Origin of the sequence: Streptomyces mexicanus (genome assembly GCF_902506575.1) — a bacterium.
In the GTDB taxonomy this organism is placed as follows: domain Bacteria; phylum Actinomycetota; class Actinomycetes; order Streptomycetales; family Streptomycetaceae; genus Streptomyces; species Streptomyces mexicanus.
Genome location: NZ_LR732544.1, coordinates 4,277,036 through 4,300,212, shown reverse-complemented (window position 1 = coordinate 4,300,212; position 23,177 = coordinate 4,277,036). Strand labels below are relative to the sequence as shown.

Sequence of the window (23,177 nt, the reverse complement as noted above, 5' to 3'; positions counted from 1 at the left end):
GTTTCCCGATTCAACCCTATTAGCACGCCAATTCCTGTTAGCTCTAAATGCCCTACCTGCCGAGTGGCCGTGAGGTGAATCACGTCCACCCCTCGGCCACCCCCGGTCCTCCTTCCCTCCTTCCCGCTTCCCGTAAGCCAGTTGACCCTTGGCAGACGCAAAGGATCAAGCGCCTCATACGCCCCAGACCAAGGTCAATTAGGACGATGTATGTGTCGGGTACTTGTTCGGGACATGTGCTGTCGCATACGTTCCCGCCACGCCGGGCGGACGCCGAATCCTGCCGCCGCCCGGAACCCATCGACCGAACCACTCACGGCAGGAGCGGGGGACCCAGGTAAGTCGCCGAGCCGGAGCGTCGTACGTCGTCCGACGTCCACGCCGCACCGGAACGGCTAGGGGTGAAGCCGTGCTCTCCCGAGGGCACGGCCGGGCACCTCCCCGCCCGAACCCGACAGCTCACCTCGCAGGCGGCGGAGAGGAAAACCCCATGGCTGTTCACGGTCGCCATCGCCGTACCCGTCGCACCGCCCGTCTCACCCGCGCCCTCGCCGTCGGCGGCACGGGCGCCGCCGTCCTCGCCCTGCCGCTCATCGGCGCCACCAGCGCCTCCGCGGCCACCCCGGCGACGACGAAGACCACCGCCACCACGGCGGCCTACCCGAACAACCTCGACGGCTGGATCCGCAAGTCGCTCGCGATCATGCAGGAGCGCGGCATCCCGGGCACCTACAACGGCATCTACCGCAACGTGATGCGCGAGTCCTCCGGCAACCCGGCGGCCATCAACCTCTGGGACTCCAACGCCGTCAAGGGCATCCCGTCCAAGGGCCTGCTGCAGGTCATCCAGCCGACCTTCAACGCGTACCACGTGCCGGGCACGTCGTTCGACATCTACGACCCGGTCGCCAACATCACGGCCGCCTGCAACTACGCGGCCGACCGGTACGGCTCGATCGACAACGTCTTCAGCGCGTACTGACCGGCGCAGCGGCCGGCCGGCCCCGAACCGGCCGGCCGCACCCTAGGCAAACAACCGTTCGAGGACGACGGCGATGCCGTCGTCCTCGTTCGACAAGGTGATCTCGTCGGCCACCGCCTTCAGCTCCCGGTGGGCGTTGGCCATGGCGACGCCCCGGGCGGCCCAGCGGAACATCGGGATGTCGTTCGGCATGTCCCCAAAGGCCAGGGCGGCTTCCCGGCCCAGCCCCAGGTGCTCGGCGGCCAGCGCCAGTCCGGTCGCCTTGGTGATGCCGCAGGGCTGCAGTTCCACGGTGCCCGGTCCCGACATGGTGACCGTGGCGAGCGGACCCACCGCGCCCCGGGCCGCCGCCGCCAACTCGTCGTCCGACAGACGCGGGTGGCGCAGCAGCACCTTGCTGATGGGCGCCCGCCACAGGTCCTCGCGCCGGTCGACCCGCTGGGCGGGCAGGGTCGGGTGCGGCATGCGGTAGCCCGGCTCGATGAGCGTCAGCCCGTCCACCCCGTCCTGGTCGACCGCGGCGTACACCTCTCCCACCTCGGCCTCGATCTTGCCGAGCGCGGTCTCGGCCGTCTCCCGGTCCAGGGTCACCGACCACAGCAGCCGGTCGGCGCCGGCGTCGTAGAGCTGCGCGCCCTGGCCGCACACCGCGAGCCCCGTGGCGCCCAGGGACGCCAGCAGGGACCGTACCCTCGGCGCCGGCCGGCCGGTGACGACCAGGTGCCGGGCACCGGCCGCCGCCGCCCGCGCCAGGGCGGCACGGGACCGCTCGGACACGGTGTCGTCGCCGCGCAGCAGCGTCCCGTCCAGGTCGGTGGCGATGAGGGCGTAGGCAGGGGGTGCGGGCATGATCAGAGAATACGGACCGTGCGCGGGGCCGGATCGCCCGGCCGTCCGGGGCAGCGGCCGCCGCTCCGCCGGGTCCGGCGGGCCTCCCCGGCCCGGTGGGGCTGCCCCGGTTCGGCAGGGCTCCCCAGCTCGGCGGGGGGCGGTTCCACCCGGCGGGGGGCGGCGCCCCCGGCGGGGGGGGGGCTGCCCCCCCGGGCGCGGGCGGCGTTCCGGGGGGTGGGGTTGCCCCCCCCTGTGCGGGGCGCCGGGCCCCCGCGCCCGGCACAGGGCCCGGCTCCCGGCTTACGCCCGGCGCTAACTGGAGGAAGGGTCAGCAGAAAGTGCAACGAAGGGAAATGAAGAAGGCCAGTAGCGGGAACATACGAAGGAGCACAAAAAGACGGATAGCAGGAGGCGTGTGTTTTATTATAAGTGTGCCGCGCGCCAGAAAGACCCACGCGAAGGGGGCCGCCGGCGGCGCAAGATGTGAAAAAGAGACAGCCCCAAAGGACGCTAAGCCGGAATTGGCCACTCCGACAAGGCCAATTCGGACATTGCAAACTCTTTAGACCTGCCCAAGACAGGCGGCACCGCCGTAACGTGTGGCGCGACCACATGAACGTGTGGCCCGCCCCTCCATGGAACGCACGGCACACGACAAGGAAGGCAGTACCCGATGCCCCCCTTCGAGGTCCCCGAGGGCGACCCCTTCGGTCCGCACAACCTTCCCTACGGCGTCTTCTCCCCGGCCGGATCGCAGGAGCGGACCGTCGGCGTCCGGCTCGGCGACCACGTCCTCGACGCGGGCGCGGCGGCGCACGCGCTCGGCTCCCCCTACGCCGCCCTGCTCGCCCGGCCGACGCTGAACCCGCTGCTCGCCGCCGGCCGCACCGCCTGGTCGGACGTGCGGCGCGCGCTGACCGCGTGGGTGACGGTGCCGTCCCACCGGGAGACCGTCGCGCCGTTCCTGCACCCGCTGTCCTCGGTGACCCTGCACCTGCCCTTCGAGGTCGCGGACTACGTCGACTTCTACGCCTCCGAGAACCACGCGCGCAACGTCGGGCAGATCTTCCGCCCGGACGCCGCCGACTCGCTCACCCCCAACTGGAAGCACCTGCCCATCGGTTACCACGGCCGCGCGGGGACCGTGGTGGTCTCGGGCACGGACGTCGTCCGGCCCTCGGGTCAGCGCAAGGCACCGGGCGACGCGGCGCCGGTCTTCGGGCCGTCGGTGCGGCTGGACATCGAGGCGGAGGTCGGCTTCGTGGTGGGCGCGCCGTCACCGCTCGGGCGGCCGGTGCCGCTGGCGGACTTCCGCGAGCACGTCTTCGGCCTGTGCCTGCTCAACGACTGGTCGGCGCGCGACATCCAGGCCTGGGAGTACGTCCCGCTCGGCCCCTTCCTCGGCAAGTCCTTCGCCACCTCGGTCTCGGCCTGGATCACCCCCCTGGACGCACTGGAGGAGGCACGGGTGGCCCCGCCGGAACGCACCCACCCCCTGCTGCCGTACCTGGACGACTCCCAGGAGGAGCCCGGCGGTTACGACCTGAGGATCTCCGTCGCCGTCAACGGGCACGTGGTCTCCGAGCCGCCCTTCTCCACCATGTACTGGACCGCCGCCCAGCAGCTGGCCCACATGACCGTCAACGGCGCCTCGCTGCGCACCGGCGACCTGTACGGCTCGGGCACGGTGAGCGGACCGGAGCCGGCCCAGCGCGGCTCGCTGCTGGAACTCACCTGGAACGGCCGCGACCCCCTCGAACTCCCCGACGGCAAGCGGACGTTCCTGGAGGACGGCGACGTGGTGACCCTGTCGGCCTGGGCCCCGGGCCCGGACGGCGCCCGGGTGGGGCTCGGCGAGGTGACCGGGCGGATCGTGGCGGGGGGAGGGACCGGGCCGGCCGGACCGGAAGAACCGGCCGGATCGGCACAACCGGCTGGACTGTTCCGACCGTCCGGACCCTCCGGAGGGTCCGGATCCCCCGGACGGTCCGGACCGTCCCGACCCTCCGGACCGTCCGGGCTGCCGGTGCGGGGACGTGCGCGGCCGTTGCCTGGGCGCTGGATGAGCGTGCGGGCGGCCGGGCGGCGGCTTCGGGCGGGTATCGGTTGCCGTCAGACCCTGACTCCAGGCGTCCACCGCCGTCATACTGACGGCAGGTCGTGCGCGCGCGCCGCGCACCGGCCGCCGCACGACCCCACCGCACCACACGATCCGACACCCGCCGACCTCCGATCAGGATCCGGAGTCCGTGGCATGACCGTCTGCCTGCTCCTGCTGAGCGCCGTCGCACTGACGGCCGCCCTGCCGGTCCCCCGCGCACTCACCCGGGCGGCGTGGCCCGAACGCGAACCCGTGGTCGCGCTGTGGGTCTGGCAGTGCCTGGTCGCCACCGTCCTGCTGTGCTGCCTGGCCGCCCTCGTGCTGGGCACCGCGGCCGTCTTCCACACCGTCCGCGACCGGGTGTTCGCCCCGGCACCACCGGCCGTGACCGCCGCCTACGCCCTGTCGGCCACGCCCGCGTGGGCCGCCGCGCTCACGCTGCTGCTGGCGTGCGGCGCCGCCTGGACCACGGCGATGCTCGCCCGCGAGCTGGCCGAGGCCCGCCGGCGCCGCGGCCAGGCCCGCGCGCATCTGCGAGAGCGCGCCCCCGAGCTGCCGGCCGGCCCTCCCACCGCCCGCGGGCCGCCGCTGGTGCCGGAGGACGAGTACCCCGCCGCCTGGGGGACGCCCGGCCACCCGCCGCAGCTCATCGTCCCCACCGGCGCCCTGCACCGCCTCACCGGGCACCAGCTCGACGCGGTGCTCGCCCATGAGCGCGGACACGCCCGTGCCCACCACGACTGGCTGCTGCACCTGTCGACGGCGCTGGCGACCGGCTTCCCGCGGGTCCCGCTGTTCGCGCACTTCTGCGACCAGACCCACCGGCTGGTCGAGCTGGCCGCGGACGACACCGCCTCCCGCCGCCACGGCCACCTCACGACGGCGCTGGCCCTGATCGAGCTGAACCAGCACCGCGGGGTCCTCTCCTGCGCCAACAGCCACCGTCTGCTGGGCGAGCGCGTGGACCGCCTGCTGGAGCCCCCGCCCCGGCTGGACCGCAGGCGCCGCGCGCTGACGACGACGGTGGCCGCCCTGGTCCCCCTGGTGCCGCTGCTGATCACGTTCGCCCCGGGTCTGTCGGCGCTGAGCTGAACGTCCCGGGCCGCGCGGCGCGAGGGCCGGTCACCCGATGTCGGCCACTCCCGTCGCTCCCCCGTCGCTCTCCCGTCGGCTCACCCCCAGTCGGCCGGTTCGGGCTCGGTGTCGTACCCGGGCTCGGCGCCGTACGGAGACTGCGTGCCGTGGGGCGGCTGCGTGTCGTAGGGCGGCTCGGCGTCCGTTCCGGGGCGCCGGTCCTGGTCCGCTTCCGGCCCGCCCGAGGTGCCGCCCTCCGCACCGGGCGTCCCGTCCAGGGACGCCAGGACCGCGAGGACGCCCTCCCCGTACGTCGCGAGCTTCTTCTCGCCGACCCCGCCGACCGTGCCCAGCTCGGCCACCGAGGTCGGGCGGACGGTGACGATCTCGCGGAGTGTGGCGTCGTGGAAGATGACGTAGGCCGGGACGCCCTGCTCGCGGGCCTGCTCGGCACGCCAGGCGCGCAGCGCCTCGAACGCGGGCAGCAGCTCCTCGGGCAGCTCCGCCGCCGCGGTCCTGCCCTTGGAGCGTCCCGAGGCGGACGACGAGGACGCGGATCCCGGGCGCGAGGCCGCCGGCCGCTTGGGCTCCTTGCGCAGCGGCACCGTCCGCTCGCTCCTGAGCACCGAGGCGCTCGCGTCGGTCAGCACCAGGGTGCCGTACTCGCCCTCGACCGCGAGCAGGCCCTGCGCCAGCAGCTGCCGTACGACGCCCCGCCACTCGCCCTCGGTCAGCTCCTGGCCCTTGCCGAACACGGACAGCTGGTCGTGGTCGAACTGGATGACCTTGCCGGTGCGCTTGCCGAGCAGGATGTCGACGATCTGTCCGGCGCCGAACTTCTGCCCCCGCTCGCGCTGCAGCCGCACCACCGTCGAGAGCACCTTCTGGGCCGCGATCGTGCCGTCCCAGGTCTCGGGCGGGGTCAGGCACGTGTCGCAGTTGCCGCAGCCGGCCGGGTCCGGGTCCTGGCCGAAGTAGGCGAGGAGCTGGCCGCGGCGGCACTGCGCCGTCTCGCACAGCGCCAGCATCGCGTCCAGGTGGGCGGCCGCACGGCGGCGGAAGGCCTCGTCGCCCTCACCGGACTGGATCAGCTTGCGCTGCTGGACGACGTCGTTCAGGCCGTAGGCCATCCAGGCCGTCGACGGCAGGCCGTCCCGGCCGGCGCGCCCGGTCTCCTGGTAGTAGCCCTCGACCGACTTGGGCAGGTCCAGGTGGGCGACGAACCGGACGTCGGGCTTGTCGATGCCCATGCCGAAGGCGATCGTCGCGACGACGACCAGACCGTCCTCGCGCAGGAAGCGCGACTGGTGCGCCGCCCGGGTGCCCGCGTCCAGGCCCGCGTGGTAGGGCACCGCCTCGATACCGTTGCGGGTCAGGAACTCCGCGGTCTTCTCCACCGAGTTGCGGGACAGGCAGTACACGATGCCCGCGTCGCCCGCGTGCTCCTCGCGCAGGAAGGCCAGCAGCTGCTTCTTGGGATCGGACTTGGGCACGATCCGGTACTGGATGTTGGGCCGGTCGAAGCTCGCCACGAAATGGCGGGCGTCCGGCATGTTCAGCCGCTGGGTGATCTCCTGGTGGGTGGCGCGGGTGGCGGTCGCGGTCAGCGCGATCCGCGGCACGTCCGGCCAGCGCTCGCCCAGCAGGGACAGGGCGAGGTAGTCCGGACGGAAGTCGTGGCCCCACTGGGAGACGCAGTGCGCCTCGTCGATGGCGAAGACGGAGATCTTGCCCCGGGAGAGCAGGTCCAGCGTGGCGTCCAGGCGCAACCGCTCTGGCGCCAGGTAGAGCAGGTCCAGCTCACCCGCCAGGAACTCCGCCTCCACCACACGGCGCTCGTCGAAGTCCTGGGTGGAGTTGATGAACCCGGCGCGCACGCCCAGCGCCCGCAGGGCGTCCACCTGGTCCTGCATGAGCGCGATCAACGGGGAGACGACGATGCCGGTGCCGGGTCTGACCAGGGCCGGGATCTGGTAGCACAGCGACTTGCCGCCGCCGGTGGGCATGAGCACGACGGCGTCGCCGCCCGCCACCACATGCTCGATGACCGCTTCCTGCTCGCCCCGGAAGGCCTCGTATCCGAAGACCCGGTGCAGCGTGGCCAGCGCCTCGCTGTCCGTCACTGGCATGTCGGTGACACCGCCTGTCCCGCCCATCGTCTCGTCCCCCGTACGTCGTCCCTCGACCACTTCCTCCACGATAGGGGGCGCCACCGACAAGCCCGGAGTTGTCCACAGGCCCTGCCTTGACAGTGGGTCGCCGATCCGTTTCGTCGCGTATCCGTCGAACAACTGTGTTCTGTTTCGAACGACAGCTGGACGGTGCCGATGGACGCGCCCTTCCCGGTGGACCTGGACCTGATCCGCAACAGGGTCCGCCGCGCCAAGGAGCGGTGACCGGCGTGTACGCCGCTGCCCGGCGTCCCCTCCACGGGGTGCCGGGCAGTCGGGTGCCGCCGGGGCGGGCTCAGCGCACGAACCCCCCCGCCTGGTTCGCCAGGTCCAGGAAGTACTGCGGGGCCACGCCGAGGACGATCGTGACCGCCACGCCGACGCCGATCGCGGTCATCGTCAGCGGGGACGGCACCGCCACCGTCGGGCCCTCCGGCCGCGGCTCGCTGAAGAACATCAGGACGATCACGCGGATGTAGAAGAAGGCCGCGACCGCCGACGAGATCACACCGATCACGACCAGCGGGGCCGCGCCGCCCTCGGCGGCCGCCTTGAACACGGCGAACTTCCCGGCGAAGCCCGAGGTCAGCGGAATGCCGGCGAAGGCCAGCAGGAACACCGCGAAGACCGCCGCCACCAGCGGGGAGCGCCGGCCGAGGCCGGCCCACTTCGACAGGTGCGTCGCCTCGCCGCCCGCGTCGCGCACCAGCGTGACCACGGCGAAGGCGCCGATCGTCACGAAGGAGTACGCGGCCAGGTAGAACAGCACGGAGGACACGCCGTCCTTCGAGGTGGCGATCACACCGGCGAGGATGAAGCCCGCGTGGGCGATCGACGAGTACGCCAGCAGGCGCTTGATGTCGGTCTGCGTGATCGCGACGATCGCACCGCCCAGCATGGTGAGGATCGCCACGCCCCACATGACCGGCCGCCAGTCCCAGCGCAGCCCCGGCAGCACCACGTACAGCAGCCGCAGCAGCGCGCCGAACGCCGCCACCTTGGTCGCCGCCGCCATGAACCCGGTGACCGGGGTCGGCGCGCCCTGGTAGACGTCCGGCGTCCACATGTGGAACGGGACCGCACCCACCTTGAACAGCAGCCCCATCACCACCATCGCGGCGCCGATCAGCAGCAGCACGTCGTTGCCCATGGTGTTGGCGAGCGCCGGGTCGACGTTGGCCACCTTGCCCTCGACGACCTGCGCGATCGTCCCGTAGGACACCGAGCCGGCGTATCCGTACAGCAGCGCGATGCCGAACAGGGTGAACGCGGAGGCGAACGCGCCGAGCAGGAAGTACTTCACCGCGGCCTCCTGCGACATCAGCCGCTTGCGGCGGGCCAGCGCGCACAGCAGGTACAGCGGCAGCGAGAAGACCTCCAGGGCCACGAACAGCGTCAGCAGGTCGTTCGCCGAGGGGAAGACCAGCATGCCCGCGATGGCGAACAGCAGCAGCGGGAAGACCTCGGTGGTGGTGAAGCCGGCCTTCACCGCCGCCTTCTCGCTGTCGCTGCCCGGCACGGCGGACGCCTGCGCGGCGAAGGAGTCCACGTGGTGGCCGTGCGCCTGGGGGTCCAGGCGCCGCTCGGCGAAGGTGAACAGGCCGACCAGCCCGGCCAGCAGGATCGTGCCCTGCAGGAACAGCGAGGGGCCGTCGACGGCGATGGCACCCATCGCCGCGATGTGCGCCTTGGTGGTGCCGTATCCGTCCGCCGCGAGCGCGACGACCGCCGCGAAGGCGGCGCACAGGGCGACGACGGACACGAACACCTGCGCGTAGTAACGGGATCTGCGCGGGACGAACGCCTCGACCAGCACCCCGACGAGCGCGGCGCCCACGACGATCAGGGTGGGCGACAGCTGCCCGTATTCGATCTTGGGCGCCTCGATCTTCGCGATCGGGTCGGCCGCGGTTGTCCACAGGCTGTGGACGGCTGCTGTGCTCACTTGGCCGCCTCCACCTCGGGCTTGGGATCGGTCTGGTGTACGTCGGACATGGTCTGCTTCACCGCCGGGTTGACGATGTCCGCGACGGGCTTCGGATAGACGCCCAGGAAGATCAGCAGCACGATCAGCGGGGCGACGACCACCAGCTCCCGCACCTTGAGGTCCGGCATCGCCGAGACCTCCGGCTTCACCGGGCCGGTCATCGTCCGCTGGTAGAGCACCAGCGTGTACAGCGCGGCCAGGACGATGCCGAAGGTGGCGATGATGCCGATCGCCGGGTGCCGGGTGAAGGTGCCGACCAGGACCAGGAACTCACTGACGAACGGCGCCAGCCCCGGCAGCGACAGGGTCGCCAGCCCGCCGATCAGGAAGGTGCCGGCGAGCACCGGGGCGACCTTCTGCACCCCGCCGTAGTCCGCGATGAGCCGCGAGCCGCGCCGGGAGATCAGGAATCCGGCGACCAGCAGCAGCGCGGCCGTGGAGATGCCGTGGTTGACCATGTACAGCGTCGCGCCGGACTGGCCCTGGCTGGTCATGGCGAAGATGCCCAGGATGATGAAGCCGAAGTGCGAGATCGACGCGTACGCCACCAGGCGCTTGATGTCCCGCTGGCCCACCGCGAGCAGCGCGCCGTAGAGGATGCTGATCAGGGCCAGGACGAGAATGACGGGCGTGGCCCACTTGCTGGCCTCCGGGTAGAGCTGGAGGCAGAAGCGGAGCATCGCGAAGGTGCCCACCTTGTCCACGACCGCCGTGATGAGCACGGCGACCGGGGCGGTGGCCTCCCCCATGGCGTTGGGCAGCCAGGTGTGCAGCGGCCACAGCGGCGCCTTGACCGCGAAGGCGAAGAAGAAGCCGAGGAAGAGCCAGCGCTCGGTGCTGGTCGCCATGTGCAGGGAGCCGTCGGCGCGGGCGTGCGCGATCTCCGACAGCGAGAACGTCCCGGCGACCACGTACAGGCCGATCACCGCCGCGAGCATGATCAGGCCACCGGCCAGGTTGTACAGCAGGAACTTCACCGCCGCGTACGACCGCTGGGTGGACGCCGTCTCCTCGCCGTGCTCGTGGGCACGGTCCCCGAAACCGCCGATGAGGAAGTACATCGGGATCAGCATGGCTTCGAAGAAGATGTAGAAGAGGAAGACGTCGGTGGCCTCGAAGGAGATGATCACCATCGCCTCGACGGCCAGGATCAGCGCGAAGAAGCCCTGCGTGGGCCGCCAGCGGCGGCTGCCGGTCTCCAGGGGGTCGGCGTCGTGCCAGCCGGCCAGGATCACGAACGGGATCAGCAGGGCGGTCAGGGCGATCAGCGCCACCCCGATGCCGTCCACGCCGAGTTCGTAGCGGACGCCGAAGGCGGAGATCCACGCGTGGGACTCGGTGAGCTGGTACCGGGCGCCGCCCGGGTCGAACCGGACCACCACGGCGATGGCCAGCGCGAGGGTGGCGAGCGAGACGAGCAGCGCCAGCCACTTGGCAGCGGTGCGCCGGGCGGCCGGCACGGCGGCCGTGGCGACCGCCCCGACGGCCGGCAGCACCGCCGTCGTTGTCAGCAGAGGAAAGGACATCGGTATCAGACCGCCCTCATCAGCAGGGTCGCGGCGACCAGGAGCGCCGCACCGCCGAACATCGAGACCGCGTAGGAGCGGGCGAAGCCGTTCTGCAGTCGGCGCAACCGCCCGGACAGGCCGCCCATCGAGGCCGCCGTGCCGTTGACGACACCGTCGACCAGGGTGTGGTCGACGTACACCAGCGAGCGGGTGAGGTGCTCGCCGCCACGGACCAGCACGACGTGGTTGAAGTCGTCCTGGAGCAGATCGCGCCGGGCGGCACGGGTGAGCAGCGATCCGCGCGGGGCGACGGCCGGGACCGGCTTGCGGCCGTACTGGGCCCAGGCGATGGCCACGCCGATCACCAGGCACACCATGGTCGCCGCGGTCACCGTGGCCGCGCCGACGGGCGCGTGGCCCTCGCTGTGCCCGGTGACGGGCTCCAGCCAGTGCAGGAAGCGGTCGCCGATGCTGAAGAACGCGCCGCCGAACACCGAGCCGACCGCCAGCACGATCATCGGGATCGTCATGACCTTGGGCGACTCGTGCGGGTGCGGTTCCGCGTGGGCGCCGCGCTCCTCGGCGGCCGGTTCCGCGCTGGGCTCGGCCGGGGAGGCGGTCGCCCGGTTCCTCCAGCGCTCCTCGCCGAAGAACGTCATCAGCATCACGCGGGTCATGTAGAACGCGGTGATGGCCGCGCCCAGCAGGGCCGCGCCGCCGAGGATCCAGCCCTCGGTGCCGCCCTTGGCGAAGGCCGCCTCGATGATCTTGTCCTTGGAGAAGAAGCCGGACAGGCCCGGGAAGCCGATGATCGCGAGGTAGCCGAGCCCGAAGGTGACGAAGGTGACCGGCATGTGCTTCCTGAGGCCGCCGTACTTGCGCATGTCGACCTCGTCGTTCATGCCGTGCATGACGGAGCCGGCACCGAGGAACAGACCGGCCTTGAAGAAGCCGTGCGTCACCAGGTGCATGATCGCGAAGACGTAGCCGATCGGGCCGAGGCCCGCGGCCAGCACCATGTAGCCGATCTGGGACATGGTCGAGCCGGCCAGCGCCTTCTTGATGTCGTCCTTGGCGCAACCGACGATCGCACCGAACAGCAGCGTGACCGCGCCGACCACGGTGACGGCCAGTTGCGCGTCGGGCGCGGCGTTGAAGATCGCGCCGGAGCGGACGATGAGGTAGACGCCCGCGGTCACCATGGTGGCGGCGTGGATGAGGGCCGAGACCGGGGTCGGGCCCTCCATGGCGTCGCCGAGCCAGGACTGCAGCGGCACCTGGGCGGACTTGCCGCACGCGGCGAGCAGCAGCATCAGGCCGATCGCGGTCAGCTTGCCCTCGGAGGTGTCCCCGACATGGCCGAGGACCGGCCCGAAGGCGAAGGTGCCGAACGTCGTGAACATCAGCATGATCGCGATCGACAGGCCCATGTCGCCGACGCGGTTGACCAGGAAGGCCTTCTTCGCCGCGGTGGCCGCGCTGGGCTTGTGCTGCCAGAAGCCGATCAGCAGGTAGGAGGCGAGCCCGACGCCCTCCCAGCCGACGTACAGCAGCAGGTAGTTGTCGGCGAGGACGAGCAGCAGCATCGCCGCGAGGAACAGGTTCAGGTAGCCGAAGAAGCGGCGGCGCCGCTCGTCGTGCTCCATGTACCCGATCGAGTACAGGTGGATCAGCGAGCCGACGCCGGTGATCAGCAGCACGAACGTCATGGACAGCTGGTCCAGGCGGAAGGTGACGTCCGCCTGGAAGCCGGCCACCGGGATCCAGCTGAACAGGTGCTGGATCAGGGTCCGGTCCTCGGCGCCCTTGCCGAGCAGGTCGGCGAAGAGGACCAGGCCGATGACGAAGGAGACGGCGGCGAGCAGGGTGCCGAGCCAGTGGCCGACGGCGTCGAGCCGCCGGCCGCCGACCAGGAGGACGGCCGCTCCGAGCAGGGGCGCCGCGATCAGCAGCGCAATCAGGTTCTCCACGATTCTTCCGACCCCTTACAGCTTCATCAGGCTGGCGTCGTCGACCGAGGCCGAGTGGCGGGTACGGAACAGCGACACGATGATCGCGAGCCCGACCACGACCTCCGCCGCGGCGACGACCATCGTGAAGAAGGCGATGATCTGGCCGTCGAGGTTGCCGTGCATCCGGGAGAAGGCGACGAACGCGAGGTTGCAGGCGTTCAGCATCAGCTCGATGCACATGAAGACCACGATGGCGTTGCGCCGGATGAGGACGCCGGTGGCGCCGATCGTGAACAACAGGGCGGCGAGGTACAGGTAGTTGACGGGGTTCACTGCGACGCCTCCTCGGTCCGCTTGAAGGTCGCCGGGATCTCGGTGCGTCCCAGGCGCTCGGCGGCGCGCTGCTCCAGGGCCTTCAGGTCGTTCAGCGCCTCGGCCGAGACGTCCCGGATCTGGCCGCGTTCGCGCAAGGTCCTGCTGACGGTCAGCTCGGAGGGGGTGCCGTCGGGCAGCAGGCCCGCGATGTCCACGGCGTTGTGCCGGGCGTAGACGCCGGGGGCGGGCAGCGGCGGTACGTACCTGCCCTCGCGCACGCGCTGCTCGGACAGCTCGCGCTGGGTCCTGGCCCGCTCGGTGCGCTCGCGGTGGGTGAGGACCATCGCGCCGACGGCCGCCGTGATCAGCAGGGCGCCGGTGAGTTCGAAGGCGTAGACGTACTTGGTGAAGATGAGGGACGCCAGGCCCTCCACGTTGCCGCCCGCGTTGGCCTTGCCGATGCCGGCGAAGTCCTTCAGGGAGGCGTTGGCGATGCCCGCGAGGAGCAGGATGCCGAAGCCGAGGCCGCACAGCAGGGCCAGCCAGCGCTGGCCCTTGATGGTCTCCTTCAGGGAGTCCGCCGCGGTCACGCCGACGAGCATCACCACGAACAGGAACAGCATCATGATCGCGCCGGTGTAGACGACGATCTGCACGATGCCGAGGAAGTAGGCGCCGTTGGCGAGGTAGAACACCGCCAGGACGATCATGGTGCCGGCCAGGCAGAGCGCACTGTGCACGGCCTTCTTCATGAAGACGGTGCACAGGGCGCCGATCACCGCGATCGTGCCCAGCACCCAGAACTGGAAGGCCTCTCCGGTGGAGGTGGTGTAGGCGGCGAGCGTCGCGGTCATCGGCCGATCACCTTCTCCGAGGCCGGCTCCTGTTCACCGAAGGTCGACGCGCCCTCCTGCGGCACCTCGCCCTTGGAGACGGCGACCTGACGCACCGTCCCCGGAGCGGCCTCCGTCACCACGCCCCGGTAGTAGTCCTGCTCGTCCGTGCCCGGGTAGATGGCGTGGGGCGTGTCGACCATGCCCTCTTCCAGACCGGCGAGCAGCTGCTCCTTGGTGTAGATGAGGTTCGCGCGGCTGGAGTCGGCCAGCTCGAACTCGTTGGTCATCGTCAGCGCGCGCGTGGGGCACGCCTCGATGCACAGCCCGCACAGGATGCAGCGGGCGTAGTTGATCTGGTAGACGCGGCCGTAGCGCTCGCCCGGGGAGTAGCGCTCCTCGTCGGTGTTGTCGGCGCCCTCGACGTAGATGGCGTCGGCGGGGCAGGCCCAGGCGCACAGCTCGCAGCCGACGCACTTCTCCAGGCCGTCCGGATGGCGGTTGAGCTGGTGCCGTCCGTGGAAGCGCGGAGCCGTGGTCTTCTTCTGCTCCGGGTACTGCTCGGTCAGCCGCTTCTTGAACATGGCCTTGAAGGTCACGCCGAAGCCGGCCACCGGGTTCAGGAAACCGGGCTTGGTCTCCTTGGGCTCCTCAGCCATCGGACGCCTCCTTTCCATCCAGAGATCCGTCACTGACAGTGTCCGACCCACCACTGACAATCAGCTCGCGCTCACGGCGGGGACGGCGCCGAGGCACCGGCGGCAGCTCCTGTCCGGGCAGCGGCGGGACGGGGAATCCGCCGGCCATCGCATCGAAGGCGGCGGGCCGGTCGGCGGGCTGCTCGGCCTCCTTGGCCTTCTCGCGGAACAGGTCGGCGACGAAGGAGAGGACCAGCAGCGCCAGGACGGCACCGCCGACGTAGAGGGCGATGTCGGTGAAGTCGTAGTGCTGGTTGCGCAGGGTGCGCACCGCCGCGACGAGCATCAGCCAGGTCACGGAGACCGGGATGAGCACCTTCCAGCCGAGCTTCATCAGCTGGTCGTAGCGGACGCGCGGGAGGGTGCCGCGCAGCCAGATGAAGAAGAACAGCAGCAGCTGCACCTTGATGACGAACCAGAGCATCGGCCACCAGCCGTGGTTCGCGCCCGCCCAGAAGGTGCTGATCGGCCAGGGGGCCCGCCAGCCGCCCAGGAACAGGGTGGTGGACACGGCCGAGACGGTCACCATGTTCACGTACTCGGCGAGCATGAACATCGCGAACTTGATCGAGGAGTACTCGGTGTTGAAGCCGCCCACCAGGTCGCCCTCGGACTCGGGCATGTCGAACGGGGCGCGGTTGGTCTCGCCGACCATCGTGACGATGTAGAGGATGAAGGAGACCGGCAGCAGCAGGATGTACCAGCGGTCGTGCTGCTGCTCCACGATCGTCGATGTCGACATCGACCCCGAGTACAGGAACACCGAGGCGAACGCGGCGCCCATGGCGATCTCGTAGGAGATCATCTGCGCGCACGAGCGCAGGCCGCCCAGCAGCGGGTAGGTGGACCCGGAACTCCAGCCCGCGAGCACGATGCCGTAGATGCCGACGGAGGCGACCGCGAGGATGTAGAGCATGGCGATCGGCAGGTCGGTCAGCTGCATCGCGGTGCGGTGGCCGAAGATCGAGACCTCGTTGTCCGCCGGGCCGAAGGGGATCACCGCGATCGCCATGAACGCCGGGATCGCCGCGACGATCGGCGCGAGGACGTAGACCACCTTGTCCGCGCGCTTGACGACGACGTCCTCCTTGAGCATCAGCTTCACGCCGTCGGCGAGCGACTGGAGCATGCCCCACGGGCCGTGCCGGTTCGGGCCGATGCGCAGCTGCATCCAGGCGACGACCTTGCGCTCCCAGACGATGGAGAACAGCACCGTCACCATCAGGAAGGCGAAGCAGAACACCGCCTTGACGACGACCATCCACCACGGGTCGGTGCCGAACATCGAGAGGTTCTCTGCGGCGAGGTACCGGCTCATGCCTCCACCTCCTTCGGGGCCTCGGTCGCGTGCGCCGCCGGGCCGATACGGACCAGGGAGCCGGGCAGCGCTCCGGTGTCGGAGGCGACACCGGCGCCCACGGAGTTCAGCGGGAGCCACACCACCCGGTCGGGCATCTCGGTGATCTCCAGCGGGAGTTCGACCACTCCGGCGGGACCGGTCACGGCGATCACCTCGCCGTCCCGGACGCCCGCTTCGGCGGCCGTGGCGGACGACACGCGCGCGCGTGCCGCGTGCCGCGTCCCGGCGAGCGCCTCGTCGCCCTGCTGCAGCACACCGTGGTCGAGCAGCAGCCGGTGCCCGGCCAGCACGGCCTCCCCGGCGGCCGGCCGGGGCAGTACGCCCGCGCGGTGCTCGGGGTCGGCCGCGCGCCGCCCGGTCCACACACCGAGCCGGTCCAGCTCGGCGCGGGCGGTGCGCAGGTCCGGCAGCCCCAGGTGGACGTCCATGGCGTCCGCGAGCATCTGCAGCACCCGCAGGTCGGTCGGGGCCAGGCGGCGGGTCATCTGGTCGGGCTTGAGGGCGGCCTCGAAGAGCCGCACCCGGCCCTCCCAGTTGAGGAAGGTCCCGGCCTTCTCCGCGACGGCGGCGACGGGCAGGACCACGTCGGCGTGCTCGGTGACCTCGCTGGGCCGCAGCTCCAGCGACACGAGGAACCCGACCTCCGTCAGGGCGGCACGCGCGCGTGCCGGGTCGGGCAGGTCGGCGATCTCCACCCCGGCGACTAGCAGCGCCTGCAGCTCACCGGCCGCGGCGGCCCGGACGATCTGCCCGGTGTCGCGACCGTAGTGGTGCGGAAGCGCGGCCACGCCCCACACGGCGGCGACCTCCTCCCGCGCGCGCGGGTCGGTCGCCGGGCGTCCGCCCGGCAGCAGCGACGGCAGCGCGCCCGCCTCGATCGCCCCCCGCTCACCGGCCCGGCGCGGGATCCACACCAGCCGGGCGCCGGTCGCGGCCGCGGCCCGTACGGCGGCGGTCAGGCCGCCGGCGACCCCGGCGAGCCGCTCGCCGACGACGATCACGGCGTTCTCGGAGCGCAGCGCGACCGAGGCCCGGGCCCCGTCGCCCTCCAGGCCGACACCGCTCGCCAGCGCGTCCAGCCACTCGGTCTCGGTGCCGGGCGCGGCCGGCAGCAGGATGCCGCCCGCCTTCTCCAGGCCCCGGGTGGCGTGCGTGGCCAGGGCGTAGACCTTCTGGCGGTGCTTGCGCCAGGCCTTGCGCAACCGCAGGAAGACCCCCGGTGCCTCCTCCTCGGACTCGAATCCGACGAGGAGGACGGCGGGTGCCTTCTCCAGGTCGGTGTACGTGACGCCCGTACCGTCGATGTCCCGGCCGTGGCCGGCCACCCGGGCGGCCAGGAAGTCGGCCTCCTCGCCGCTGTGCACGCGCGCGCGGAAGTCGATGTCGTTGGTGTCGAGCGCCACGCGCGCGAACTTGCTGTAGGCGTAGGCGTCCTCGACGGTGAGCCGGCCGCCGGTGAGGACGCCGGTGCGGCCGCGGGAGGCGAGCAGGCCCTGGGCGGCGATCTCCAGCGCCTCCGGCCAGGAGGCGGGAACGAGTTCGCCCTCGGGGTTGCGCACCAGCGGCGTGGTCAGCCGGTCCTTCATCTGCGCGTAGCGGAAGGCGAAGCGTCCCTTGTCGCAGATCCACTCCTCGTTGACCTCGGGATCGTTGGCGGCGAGCCGCCGCATGACCTTGCCGCGCCGGTGGTCGGTGCGGGTGGCGCAGCCGCCCGCGCAGTGCTCGCACACCGACGGCGAGGAGACGAGGTCGAAGGGGCGGGAGCGGAAGCGGTAGGCGGCCGAGGTGAGCGCACCGACCGGGCAGATCTGGATGGTGTTGCCGGAGAAGTACGACTCGAACGGGTCGCCCTCGCCGGTGCCGACCTGCTGCAGCGCGCCCCGCTCGACCAGCTCGATCATCGGGTCGCCGGCGATCTGGTTCGAGAAGCGGGTGCAGCGGGCGCACAGCACGCACCGCTCGCGGTCCAGCAGCACCTGGGTGGAGATCGCGACCGGCTTCTCGTACGTCCGCTTCTTGCCCTCGAAGCGCGACTCGGCGTTGCCGTGCGACATGGCCTGGTTCTGCAGCGGGCACTCGCCGCCCTTATCGCAGACCGGGCAGTCCAGCGGGTGGTTGATGAGCAGCAGCTCCATCACACCCTTCTGGGCCTTCTCCGCGACCGGGGAGGTCAGGTGGGTCTTGACGACCATGCCGTCGGTGCAGGTGATCGTGCACGACGCCATGGGCTTGCGCTGGCCCTCGACCTCGACGATGCACTGGCGGCAGGCGCCGGCCGGGTCGAGCAGCGGGTGGTCGCAGAACCGGGGGATCTCGATGCCGAGCTGCTCGGCGGCCCGGATGACCAGGGTGCCCTTGGGCACGCTGATCTCGATGCCGTCGATCGTCAGCGTCACGAGGTCGTCCGGCGGGACGGCCGCCGCACCGCCCTGGGAGGGCGCGTTGGTGGTCACGGTCATGCGAGCACCTCCGTGTGCTTGTCCGCCCAGGCCGTCGACTTGGCGGGGTCGAAGGGGCAGCCGCGGCCGGTGATGTGCTCCTCGTACTCCGCGCGGAAGTACTTCAGGGAGGAGAAGATCGGCGAGGCGGCGCCGTCGCCGAGGGCGCAGAAGGACTTGCCGTTGATGTTGTCGGCGATGTCCTGCAGCTTGTCGAGGTCGGCCATGGTGCCCTTGCCGGCCTCGATGTCCCGCAGCAACTGCACCAGCCAGTACGTCCCTTCGCGGCACGGTGTGCACTTGCCGCAGGACTCGTGGGCGTAGAACTCCGTCCAGCGGGTCACGGCCCGCACCACGCACGTCGTCTCGTCGAAGCACTGCAGGGCCTTGGTGCCGAGCATGGAACCGGCGGCCCCGACGCCTTCGTAGTCGAGCGGGACGTCGAGGTGCTCCTCGGTGAACATCGGCGTGGAGGAGCCGCCCGGCGTCCAGAACTTCAGCCGGTGCCCGGGGCGCATGCCGCCGCTCATGTCGAGGAGCTGGCGCAGGGTGATGCCGAGCGGGGCCTCATACTGGCCGGGGCTGGCGACATGGCCGGAGAGGGAGTAGAGCGTGAAGCCGGGGGACTTCTCGCTGCCCATCGACCTGAACCAGTCCTTGCCGTTTTTCAGGATGGCGGGAACCGACGCGATCGACTCGACGTTGTTCACCACAGTCGGGCACGCGTAGAGGCCCGCGACCGCAGGGAAGGGGGGACGCAACCGCGGTTGGCCGCGGCGGCCTTCGAGGGAGTCCAGCAGCGCGGTTTCCTCACCGCAGATGTACGCGCCGGCGCCCGCGTGCACGGTGATGTCGAGATCGAGCCCGCTGCCCAGGATGTTCCTCCCGAGGTAGCCCGCCGCGTAGGCCTCACGGACGGCCGAGTGCAACCGCCGCAGTACGGGGACGACTTCGCCCCGCAGGTAGATGAAGGCATGCGACGACCTGATGGCGTAGCACGCGATCACGATGCCCTCGATGAGGCTGTGCGGGTTCGCGAACAGGAGCGGGATGTCCTTGCAGGTGCCCGGCTCCGATTCGTCGGCGTTGACAACTAGATAGTGCGGTTTTCCATCACCCTGGGGAATGAACTGCCACTTCATCCCCGTCGGGAACCCCGCGCCGCCGCGCCCGCGCAGACCGGAGTCCTTGACGTACGCGATCACGTCGTCCGGCGACATGGCGAGTGCCTTGCGGAGCCCCTCGTACCCTTCGTGCCTTCGGTAGACGTCCAGAGTCCAGGACCGGTCCTCGTCCCAGAAGGCCGACAGCACGGGTGCGAGCAGCTTTTCCGGACTGGAGTCCCTCAGTTCGGCTGCCAAGGTCATCACTCCCCCTCCTTCGCGACAGGTCCTGCCGGGTGCGACGGGTCGGAGGCCGAGGTGTCCTGCGGGGCGTCGTGGGAGCTGAGGTGCTCCGTCGGCGACGGCTCGTGCACGGTGTCGCGCGGCTCGTCGTACGGGCCGCCCTCGCGGGGGTGGACCACGCGCGCGGGTGCGGCCTCTCCCCTGGCCAGGCGGAGGCCCACCAGCGAGGCGGGTCCCGCGCTGCCGCCGGCTTCGGTTGCGCCCTCGCGTTCGTCGGGGAAGCCCGCCAGGATCCGGGCGGTCTCCTTGAAGGTGCACAGCGGCGCGCCGCGCGTGGGCACCACCGGCCGTCCCGCGCGCAGGTCGTCGACCAGGCGCTTGACGCTCGCGGGGGTCTGGTTGTCGAAGAACTCCCAGTTGACCATCACCACGGGCGCGTAGTCGCAGGCCGCGTTGCACTCGATGTGCTCCAGGGTGACCTTGCCGTCGTCGGTGGTCTCGCCGTTGCCGACGCCCAGGTGCTCCTGCAGCGCCTCGAAGATCGCGTCACCGCCCATGACCGCGCACAGCGTGTTGGTGCACACACCGACCTGATAGTCGCCGGACGGCTTGCGCCGGTACATGGTGTAGAAGGTGGCGACCGCGGTGACCTCGGCCGTGGTCAGGCCGAGCACGTCGGCGCAGAACTGCATCCCGGTGCGCGTGACGTACCCCTCCTCCGACTGCACCAGGTGCAGCAGCGGCAGGAGGGCGGACCGGGAGTCGGGGTAGCGGGCGATGATCTCGCGCGCGTCGGCCTCCAGCCGGGCGCGGACGTCGTCCGGGTAGCCGGGGGCGGGCAGCTCGGGCATGCCCAGGCTGACGCCCCGCTCCGAGGAAGAGGTGGTCACCGGTCGACGCCTCCCATCACGGGGTCGATGGACGCGACGGCGACGATGACGTCGGCGACCTGGCCGCCCTCGCACATCGCCGCCATGGCCTGCAGGTTGGTGAAGGACGGGTCGCGGAAGTGGACCCGGTAGGGGCGGGTGCCGCCGTCGGAGACGGCGTGCACGCCGAGTTCGCCCTTGGGCGACTCGACCGCCGTGTAGGCCTGCCCGGGCGGCACCCGGAAGCCCTCGGTGACCAGCTTGAAGTGGTGGATCAGGGCCTCCATGGAGGTGCCCATGATCTTCTTGATGTGGTCGAGGGAGTTGCCGAGGCCGTCGGGGCCCAGGGCGAGCTGGGCGGGCCAGGCGATCTTCTTGTCGGCGACCATGACCGGGCCGGGCTGCAGTCGGTCCAGGCACTGCTCGATGATCCTGAGCGACTGGCGCATCTCCTCCAGCCGGATCAGGAACCGGCCGTAGGCGTCGCAGGTGTCGGCGGTCGGGATGTCGAAGTCGTACGTCTCGTAGCCGCAGTACGGCTGGGCCTTGCGCAGGTCGTGCGGCAGGCCGGTGGCCCGCAGGATCGGGCCGGTGGCGCCGAGGGCCATGCAGCCGGCCAGGTCGAGGTAGCCGACGTCCTGCATCCGGGCCTTGAAGATGGGGTTCCCGGTGGCGAGCTTGTCGTACTCCGGGAGGTTCCGCTTCATCTTCTTCACGAACTCGCGGATCTGGTCCACCGCGCCGGGCGGCAGGTCCTGGGCGAGTCCGCCGGGCCGGATGTAGGCGTGGTTCATCCGCAGGCCGGTGACCAGCTCGTAGATGTCCAGGATCATCTCGCGATCACGGAAGCCGTAGATCATGATCGTGGTGGCGCCCAGCTCCATGCCGCCGGTGGCGATGCACACCAGGTGGGAGGAGAGCCGGTTCAGCTCCATCAGGAGCACCCGGATGGTCTTGGCGCGTTCGGTGATCTGGTCCTCGATGCCGAGGAGCTTTTCGACGGCGAGGCAGTAGGCGGTCTCGTTGAAGAACGACGTCAGGTAGTCCATGCGCGTGACGAAGGTGGTGCCCTGCGTCCACGTCCGGAACTCGAGGTTCTTCTCGATGCCGGTGTGCAGATAGCCGATGCCGCAGCGGGCCTCGGTGACGGTCTCGCCCTCGATCTCCAGGATGAGGCGGAGCACCCCGTGGGTGGAGGGGTGCTGGGGACCCATGTTGACGACGATGCGCTCGTCGTCGGCGCGGGCCGCGGACTGGACGACCTCGTCCCAGTCGCCGCCGGTGACCGTGTAGACGGTGCCCTCGGTGGTCTCGCGGGGGGTCGCCGACGACGGGGTGTGCGTGCTCATGAGTACGACCTCCGCTGGTCCGGAGCCGGGATCTGGGCGCCCTTGTACTCGACGGGGATGCCGCCGAGGGGGTAGTCCTTGCGCTGCGGGTGGCCCTGCCAGTCGTCCGGCATCATGATCCGCGTCAGGGCCGGGTGGCCGTCGAAGACGATCCCGAAGAAGTCGTAGGTCTCGCGCTCGTGCCAGTCGTTGGTCGGATAGACCGAGACCAGCGACGGGATGTGCGGGTCGCTGTCGGGGGCGCTGACCTCCAGGCGGATCAGCCGGTTGTGGGTGATCGAGCGCAGGTGGTAGACGGCGTGCAGCTCGCGGCCCTTGTCGTGCGGGTAGTGCACACCGCTGACCCCCGTGCACAGCTCGAAGCGCAGCGCCGGGTCGTCGCGCAGGGTGCGGGCGACGCGCACCAGGTGCTCGCGCTCGATGTGGAAGGTGATCTCGCCGCGGTCGACGACCGTCTTCTCGATGGCGTTCTCGGGCAGGAGGCCCTGTTCCTCCAGGGCGCCCTCCAGTTCGTCGGCGACCTCGTCGAACCAGCCGCCGTACGGCCTGCTCGCCGGCCCCGGGAGGCGGACCGAGCGGACCAGGCCGCCGTAGCCGGAGGTGTCGCCGCCGTTGTTGGCGCCGAACATGCCGCGCTGGACGCGGATCTCCTCCCCGCCCTGGCCGCGCATGCCGGGGAGGTTGGCGGCGGCGAGGTCCTTCTCGGGGTTCACCCCGTTCGCCGCGCCGTTCACCCCGCCGGCGCCGGCCGCGCCGTCCGGTCCCTTCGCACCGCTGGTGCCGTTCGCGTCGCTCACCGCAGCAGCCCCTTCATCTCGATCGTGGGCAGGGCCTTGAGCGCCGCCTCCTCCGCCTCGCGGGCCGCTTCCTCGGCGTGCACGCCGAGCTTGCTGGACTGGATCTTCTGGTGGAGCTTGAGGATCGCGTCCATGAGCATCTCGGGCCGGGGCGGGCAGCCGGGCAGGTAGATGTCGACGGGGACGATGTGGTCGACGCCCTGGACGATCGCGTAGTTGTTGAACATGCCGCCCGAGGAGGCGCAGACCCCCATGGAGATCACCCACTTGGGGTTGGGCATCTGGTCGTAGACCTGCCTGAGGACCGGCGCCATCTTCTGGCTGACCCGGCCCGCCACGATCATCAGGTCCGCCTGCCGGGGCGAACCGCGGAACACTTCCATGCCGAAGCGCGCCAGGTCGTAACGGCCGGCGCCGGTGGTCATCATCTCGATCGCGCAGCAGGCCAGGCCGAAGGTCGCGGGGAAGACGGACGCCTTGCGCACCCAGCCCGCGGCCTGCTCGACGGTGGTCAGCAGGAAACCGCTCGGCAGCTTTTCTTCGAGTCCCATGTCTTATAAGGCCCC

Annotated in this window: 16 protein-coding genes, 1 pseudogene and 1 riboswitch; of the genes and pseudogenes, 2 read left to right on the top strand and 15 right to left on the bottom strand. The window is 70.9% G+C overall.

Annotated elements, in window-relative coordinates:
- The first annotated feature begins 292 nt into the window (after positions 1-292).
- A riboswitch (cyclic di-AMP (ydaO/yuaA leader) is annotated at positions 293-486 on the top strand.
- A 4-nt stretch (positions 487-490) separates the two neighbouring features.
- A complete protein-coding gene (locus GV126_RS19240) occupies positions 491-982 on the top strand; it encodes a transglycosylase SLT domain-containing protein (RefSeq protein WP_159668376.1) in 492 nt (163 codons plus the stop codon).
- A gap of 42 nt (positions 983-1,024) precedes the next feature.
- On the opposite strand, the gene GV126_RS19235 is transcribed toward GV126_RS19240, so the two are convergent.
- Complete coding sequence (locus GV126_RS19235; protein ID WP_159668373.1) at positions 1,025-1,831, bottom strand: HAD family hydrolase; 807 nt, start codon at positions 1,829-1,831, stop codon at positions 1,025-1,027.
- A 655-nt stretch (positions 1,832-2,486) separates the two neighbouring features.
- Here GV126_RS19235 and fahA point away from each other — a divergent pair.
- Positions 2,487-3,689, top strand: a pseudogene (gene fahA / locus GV126_RS19230) (fumarylacetoacetase); the annotation flags it as partial.
- 1,397 nt (positions 3,690-5,086) lie between these two features.
- Here the strand turns inward: fahA and recQ are convergent.
- From recQ to GV126_RS19160, 14 genes are all read right to left on the bottom strand, one after another.
- Complete coding sequence (gene recQ, locus GV126_RS19225; RefSeq protein ID WP_236570276.1) at positions 5,087-7,144, bottom strand: DNA helicase RecQ; 2,058 nt, start codon at positions 7,142-7,144, stop codon at positions 5,087-5,089.
- Between the two features lie 310 nt (positions 7,145-7,454).
- A complete protein-coding gene (gene nuoN / locus GV126_RS19220; protein WP_159668367.1) occupies positions 7,455-9,104 on the bottom strand; it encodes an NADH-quinone oxidoreductase subunit NuoN in 1,650 nt (549 codons plus the stop codon).
- Positions 9,101-10,672, bottom strand: coding sequence for an NADH-quinone oxidoreductase subunit M (locus GV126_RS19215; RefSeq protein ID WP_159668364.1), 1,572 nt, complete (start codon positions 10,670-10,672; stop codon positions 9,101-9,103). The genes nuoN and GV126_RS19215 overlap by 4 nt, the downstream gene beginning before the upstream one ends.
- A 5-nt stretch (positions 10,673-10,677) precedes the next feature.
- On the bottom strand, positions 10,678-12,624 hold the full coding sequence (nuoL, locus tag GV126_RS19210) for an NADH-quinone oxidoreductase subunit L (protein WP_159668361.1): 1,947 nt from the start codon (positions 12,622-12,624) through the stop codon (positions 10,678-10,680).
- Between the two features lie 15 nt (positions 12,625-12,639).
- Complete coding sequence (gene nuoK, locus GV126_RS19205; RefSeq protein ID WP_028420845.1) at positions 12,640-12,939, bottom strand: NADH-quinone oxidoreductase subunit NuoK; 300 nt, start codon at positions 12,937-12,939, stop codon at positions 12,640-12,642.
- A complete protein-coding gene (locus GV126_RS19200; RefSeq protein ID WP_159668358.1) occupies positions 12,936-13,775 on the bottom strand; it encodes an NADH-quinone oxidoreductase subunit J in 840 nt (279 codons plus the stop codon). The genes nuoK and GV126_RS19200 overlap by 4 nt, the downstream gene beginning before the upstream one ends.
- Positions 13,772-14,413, bottom strand: a complete 642-nt coding sequence (gene nuoI, locus GV126_RS19195; RefSeq protein WP_159668355.1) for an NADH-quinone oxidoreductase subunit NuoI — start codon at positions 14,411-14,413, stop codon at positions 13,772-13,774. Before nuoI ends, GV126_RS19200 begins: the two co-directional genes overlap by 4 nt.
- Entirely contained in the window at positions 14,406-15,770 is a 1,365-nt protein-coding gene (nuoH, locus tag GV126_RS19190; protein ID WP_159668352.1) for an NADH-quinone oxidoreductase subunit NuoH, read from the bottom strand. The genes nuoI and nuoH overlap by 8 nt, the downstream gene beginning before the upstream one ends.
- Positions 15,767-18,271, bottom strand: coding sequence for an NADH-quinone oxidoreductase subunit G (locus tag GV126_RS19185; RefSeq protein WP_159668349.1), 2,505 nt, complete (start codon positions 18,269-18,271; stop codon positions 15,767-15,769). Before GV126_RS19185 ends, nuoH begins: the two co-directional genes overlap by 4 nt.
- Complete coding sequence (gene nuoF, locus GV126_RS19180) at positions 18,268-19,620, bottom strand: NADH-quinone oxidoreductase subunit NuoF (protein WP_028420850.1); 1,353 nt, start codon at positions 19,618-19,620, stop codon at positions 18,268-18,270. The genes GV126_RS19185 and nuoF overlap by 4 nt, the downstream gene beginning before the upstream one ends.
- Positions 19,617-20,486, bottom strand: coding sequence for an NADH-quinone oxidoreductase subunit NuoE (gene nuoE, locus GV126_RS19175; protein ID WP_159668346.1), 870 nt, complete (start codon positions 20,484-20,486; stop codon positions 19,617-19,619). The genes nuoF and nuoE overlap by 4 nt, the downstream gene beginning before the upstream one ends.
- Positions 20,483-21,814, bottom strand: coding sequence for an NADH-quinone oxidoreductase subunit D (locus GV126_RS19170; RefSeq protein ID WP_159668343.1), 1,332 nt, complete (start codon positions 21,812-21,814; stop codon positions 20,483-20,485). The genes nuoE and GV126_RS19170 overlap by 4 nt, the downstream gene beginning before the upstream one ends.
- The gene (locus GV126_RS19165; RefSeq protein ID WP_185946738.1) at positions 21,811-22,611 is read right to left on the bottom strand and encodes an NADH-quinone oxidoreductase subunit C; all 801 of its coding nucleotides are present in this window, start codon (positions 22,609-22,611) and stop codon (positions 21,811-21,813) included. The genes GV126_RS19170 and GV126_RS19165 overlap by 4 nt, the downstream gene beginning before the upstream one ends.
- Positions 22,608-23,162 (bottom strand): NuoB/complex I 20 kDa subunit family protein, encoded by a 555-nt coding sequence (locus GV126_RS19160; protein WP_159668340.1) that lies wholly within the window; start codon positions 23,160-23,162, stop codon positions 22,608-22,610. The genes GV126_RS19165 and GV126_RS19160 overlap by 4 nt, the downstream gene beginning before the upstream one ends.
- Positions 23,163-23,177: the final 15 nt, after the last annotated feature.

Coding starts and splice junctions, on each gene's coding strand:
- GV126_RS19240 (WP_159668376.1), top strand. CDS start 491: ATGGCTGTTCACGGTCGCCATCGCCGTACCCGTCGCACCGCCCGTCTC.
- GV126_RS19235 (WP_159668373.1), bottom strand. CDS start 1,831: ATGCCCGCACCCCCTGCCTACGCCCTCATCGCCACCGACCTGGACGGG.
- recQ (WP_236570276.1), bottom strand. CDS start 7,144: ATGGGCGGGACAGGCGGTGTCACCGACATGCCAGTGACGGACAGCGAG.
- GV126_RS19215 (WP_159668364.1), bottom strand. CDS start 10,672: ATGTCCTTTCCTCTGCTGACAACGACGGCGGTGCTGCCGGCCGTCGGG.
- GV126_RS19200 (WP_159668358.1), bottom strand. CDS start 13,775: ATGACCGCGACGCTCGCCGCCTACACCACCTCCACCGGAGAGGCCTTC.
- nuoI (WP_159668355.1), bottom strand. CDS start 14,413: ATGGCTGAGGAGCCCAAGGAGACCAAGCCCGGTTTCCTGAACCCGGTG.
- nuoH (WP_159668352.1), bottom strand. CDS start 15,770: ATGAGCCGGTACCTCGCCGCAGAGAACCTCTCGATGTTCGGCACCGAC.
- GV126_RS19185 (WP_159668349.1), bottom strand. CDS start 18,271: ATGACCGTGACCACCAACGCGCCCTCCCAGGGCGGTGCGGCGGCCGTC.
- GV126_RS19170 (WP_159668343.1), bottom strand. CDS start 21,814: ATGAGCACGCACACCCCGTCGTCGGCGACCCCCCGCGAGACCACCGAG.
- GV126_RS19160 (WP_159668340.1), bottom strand. CDS start 23,162: ATGGGACTCGAAGAAAAGCTGCCGAGCGGTTTCCTGCTGACCACCGTC.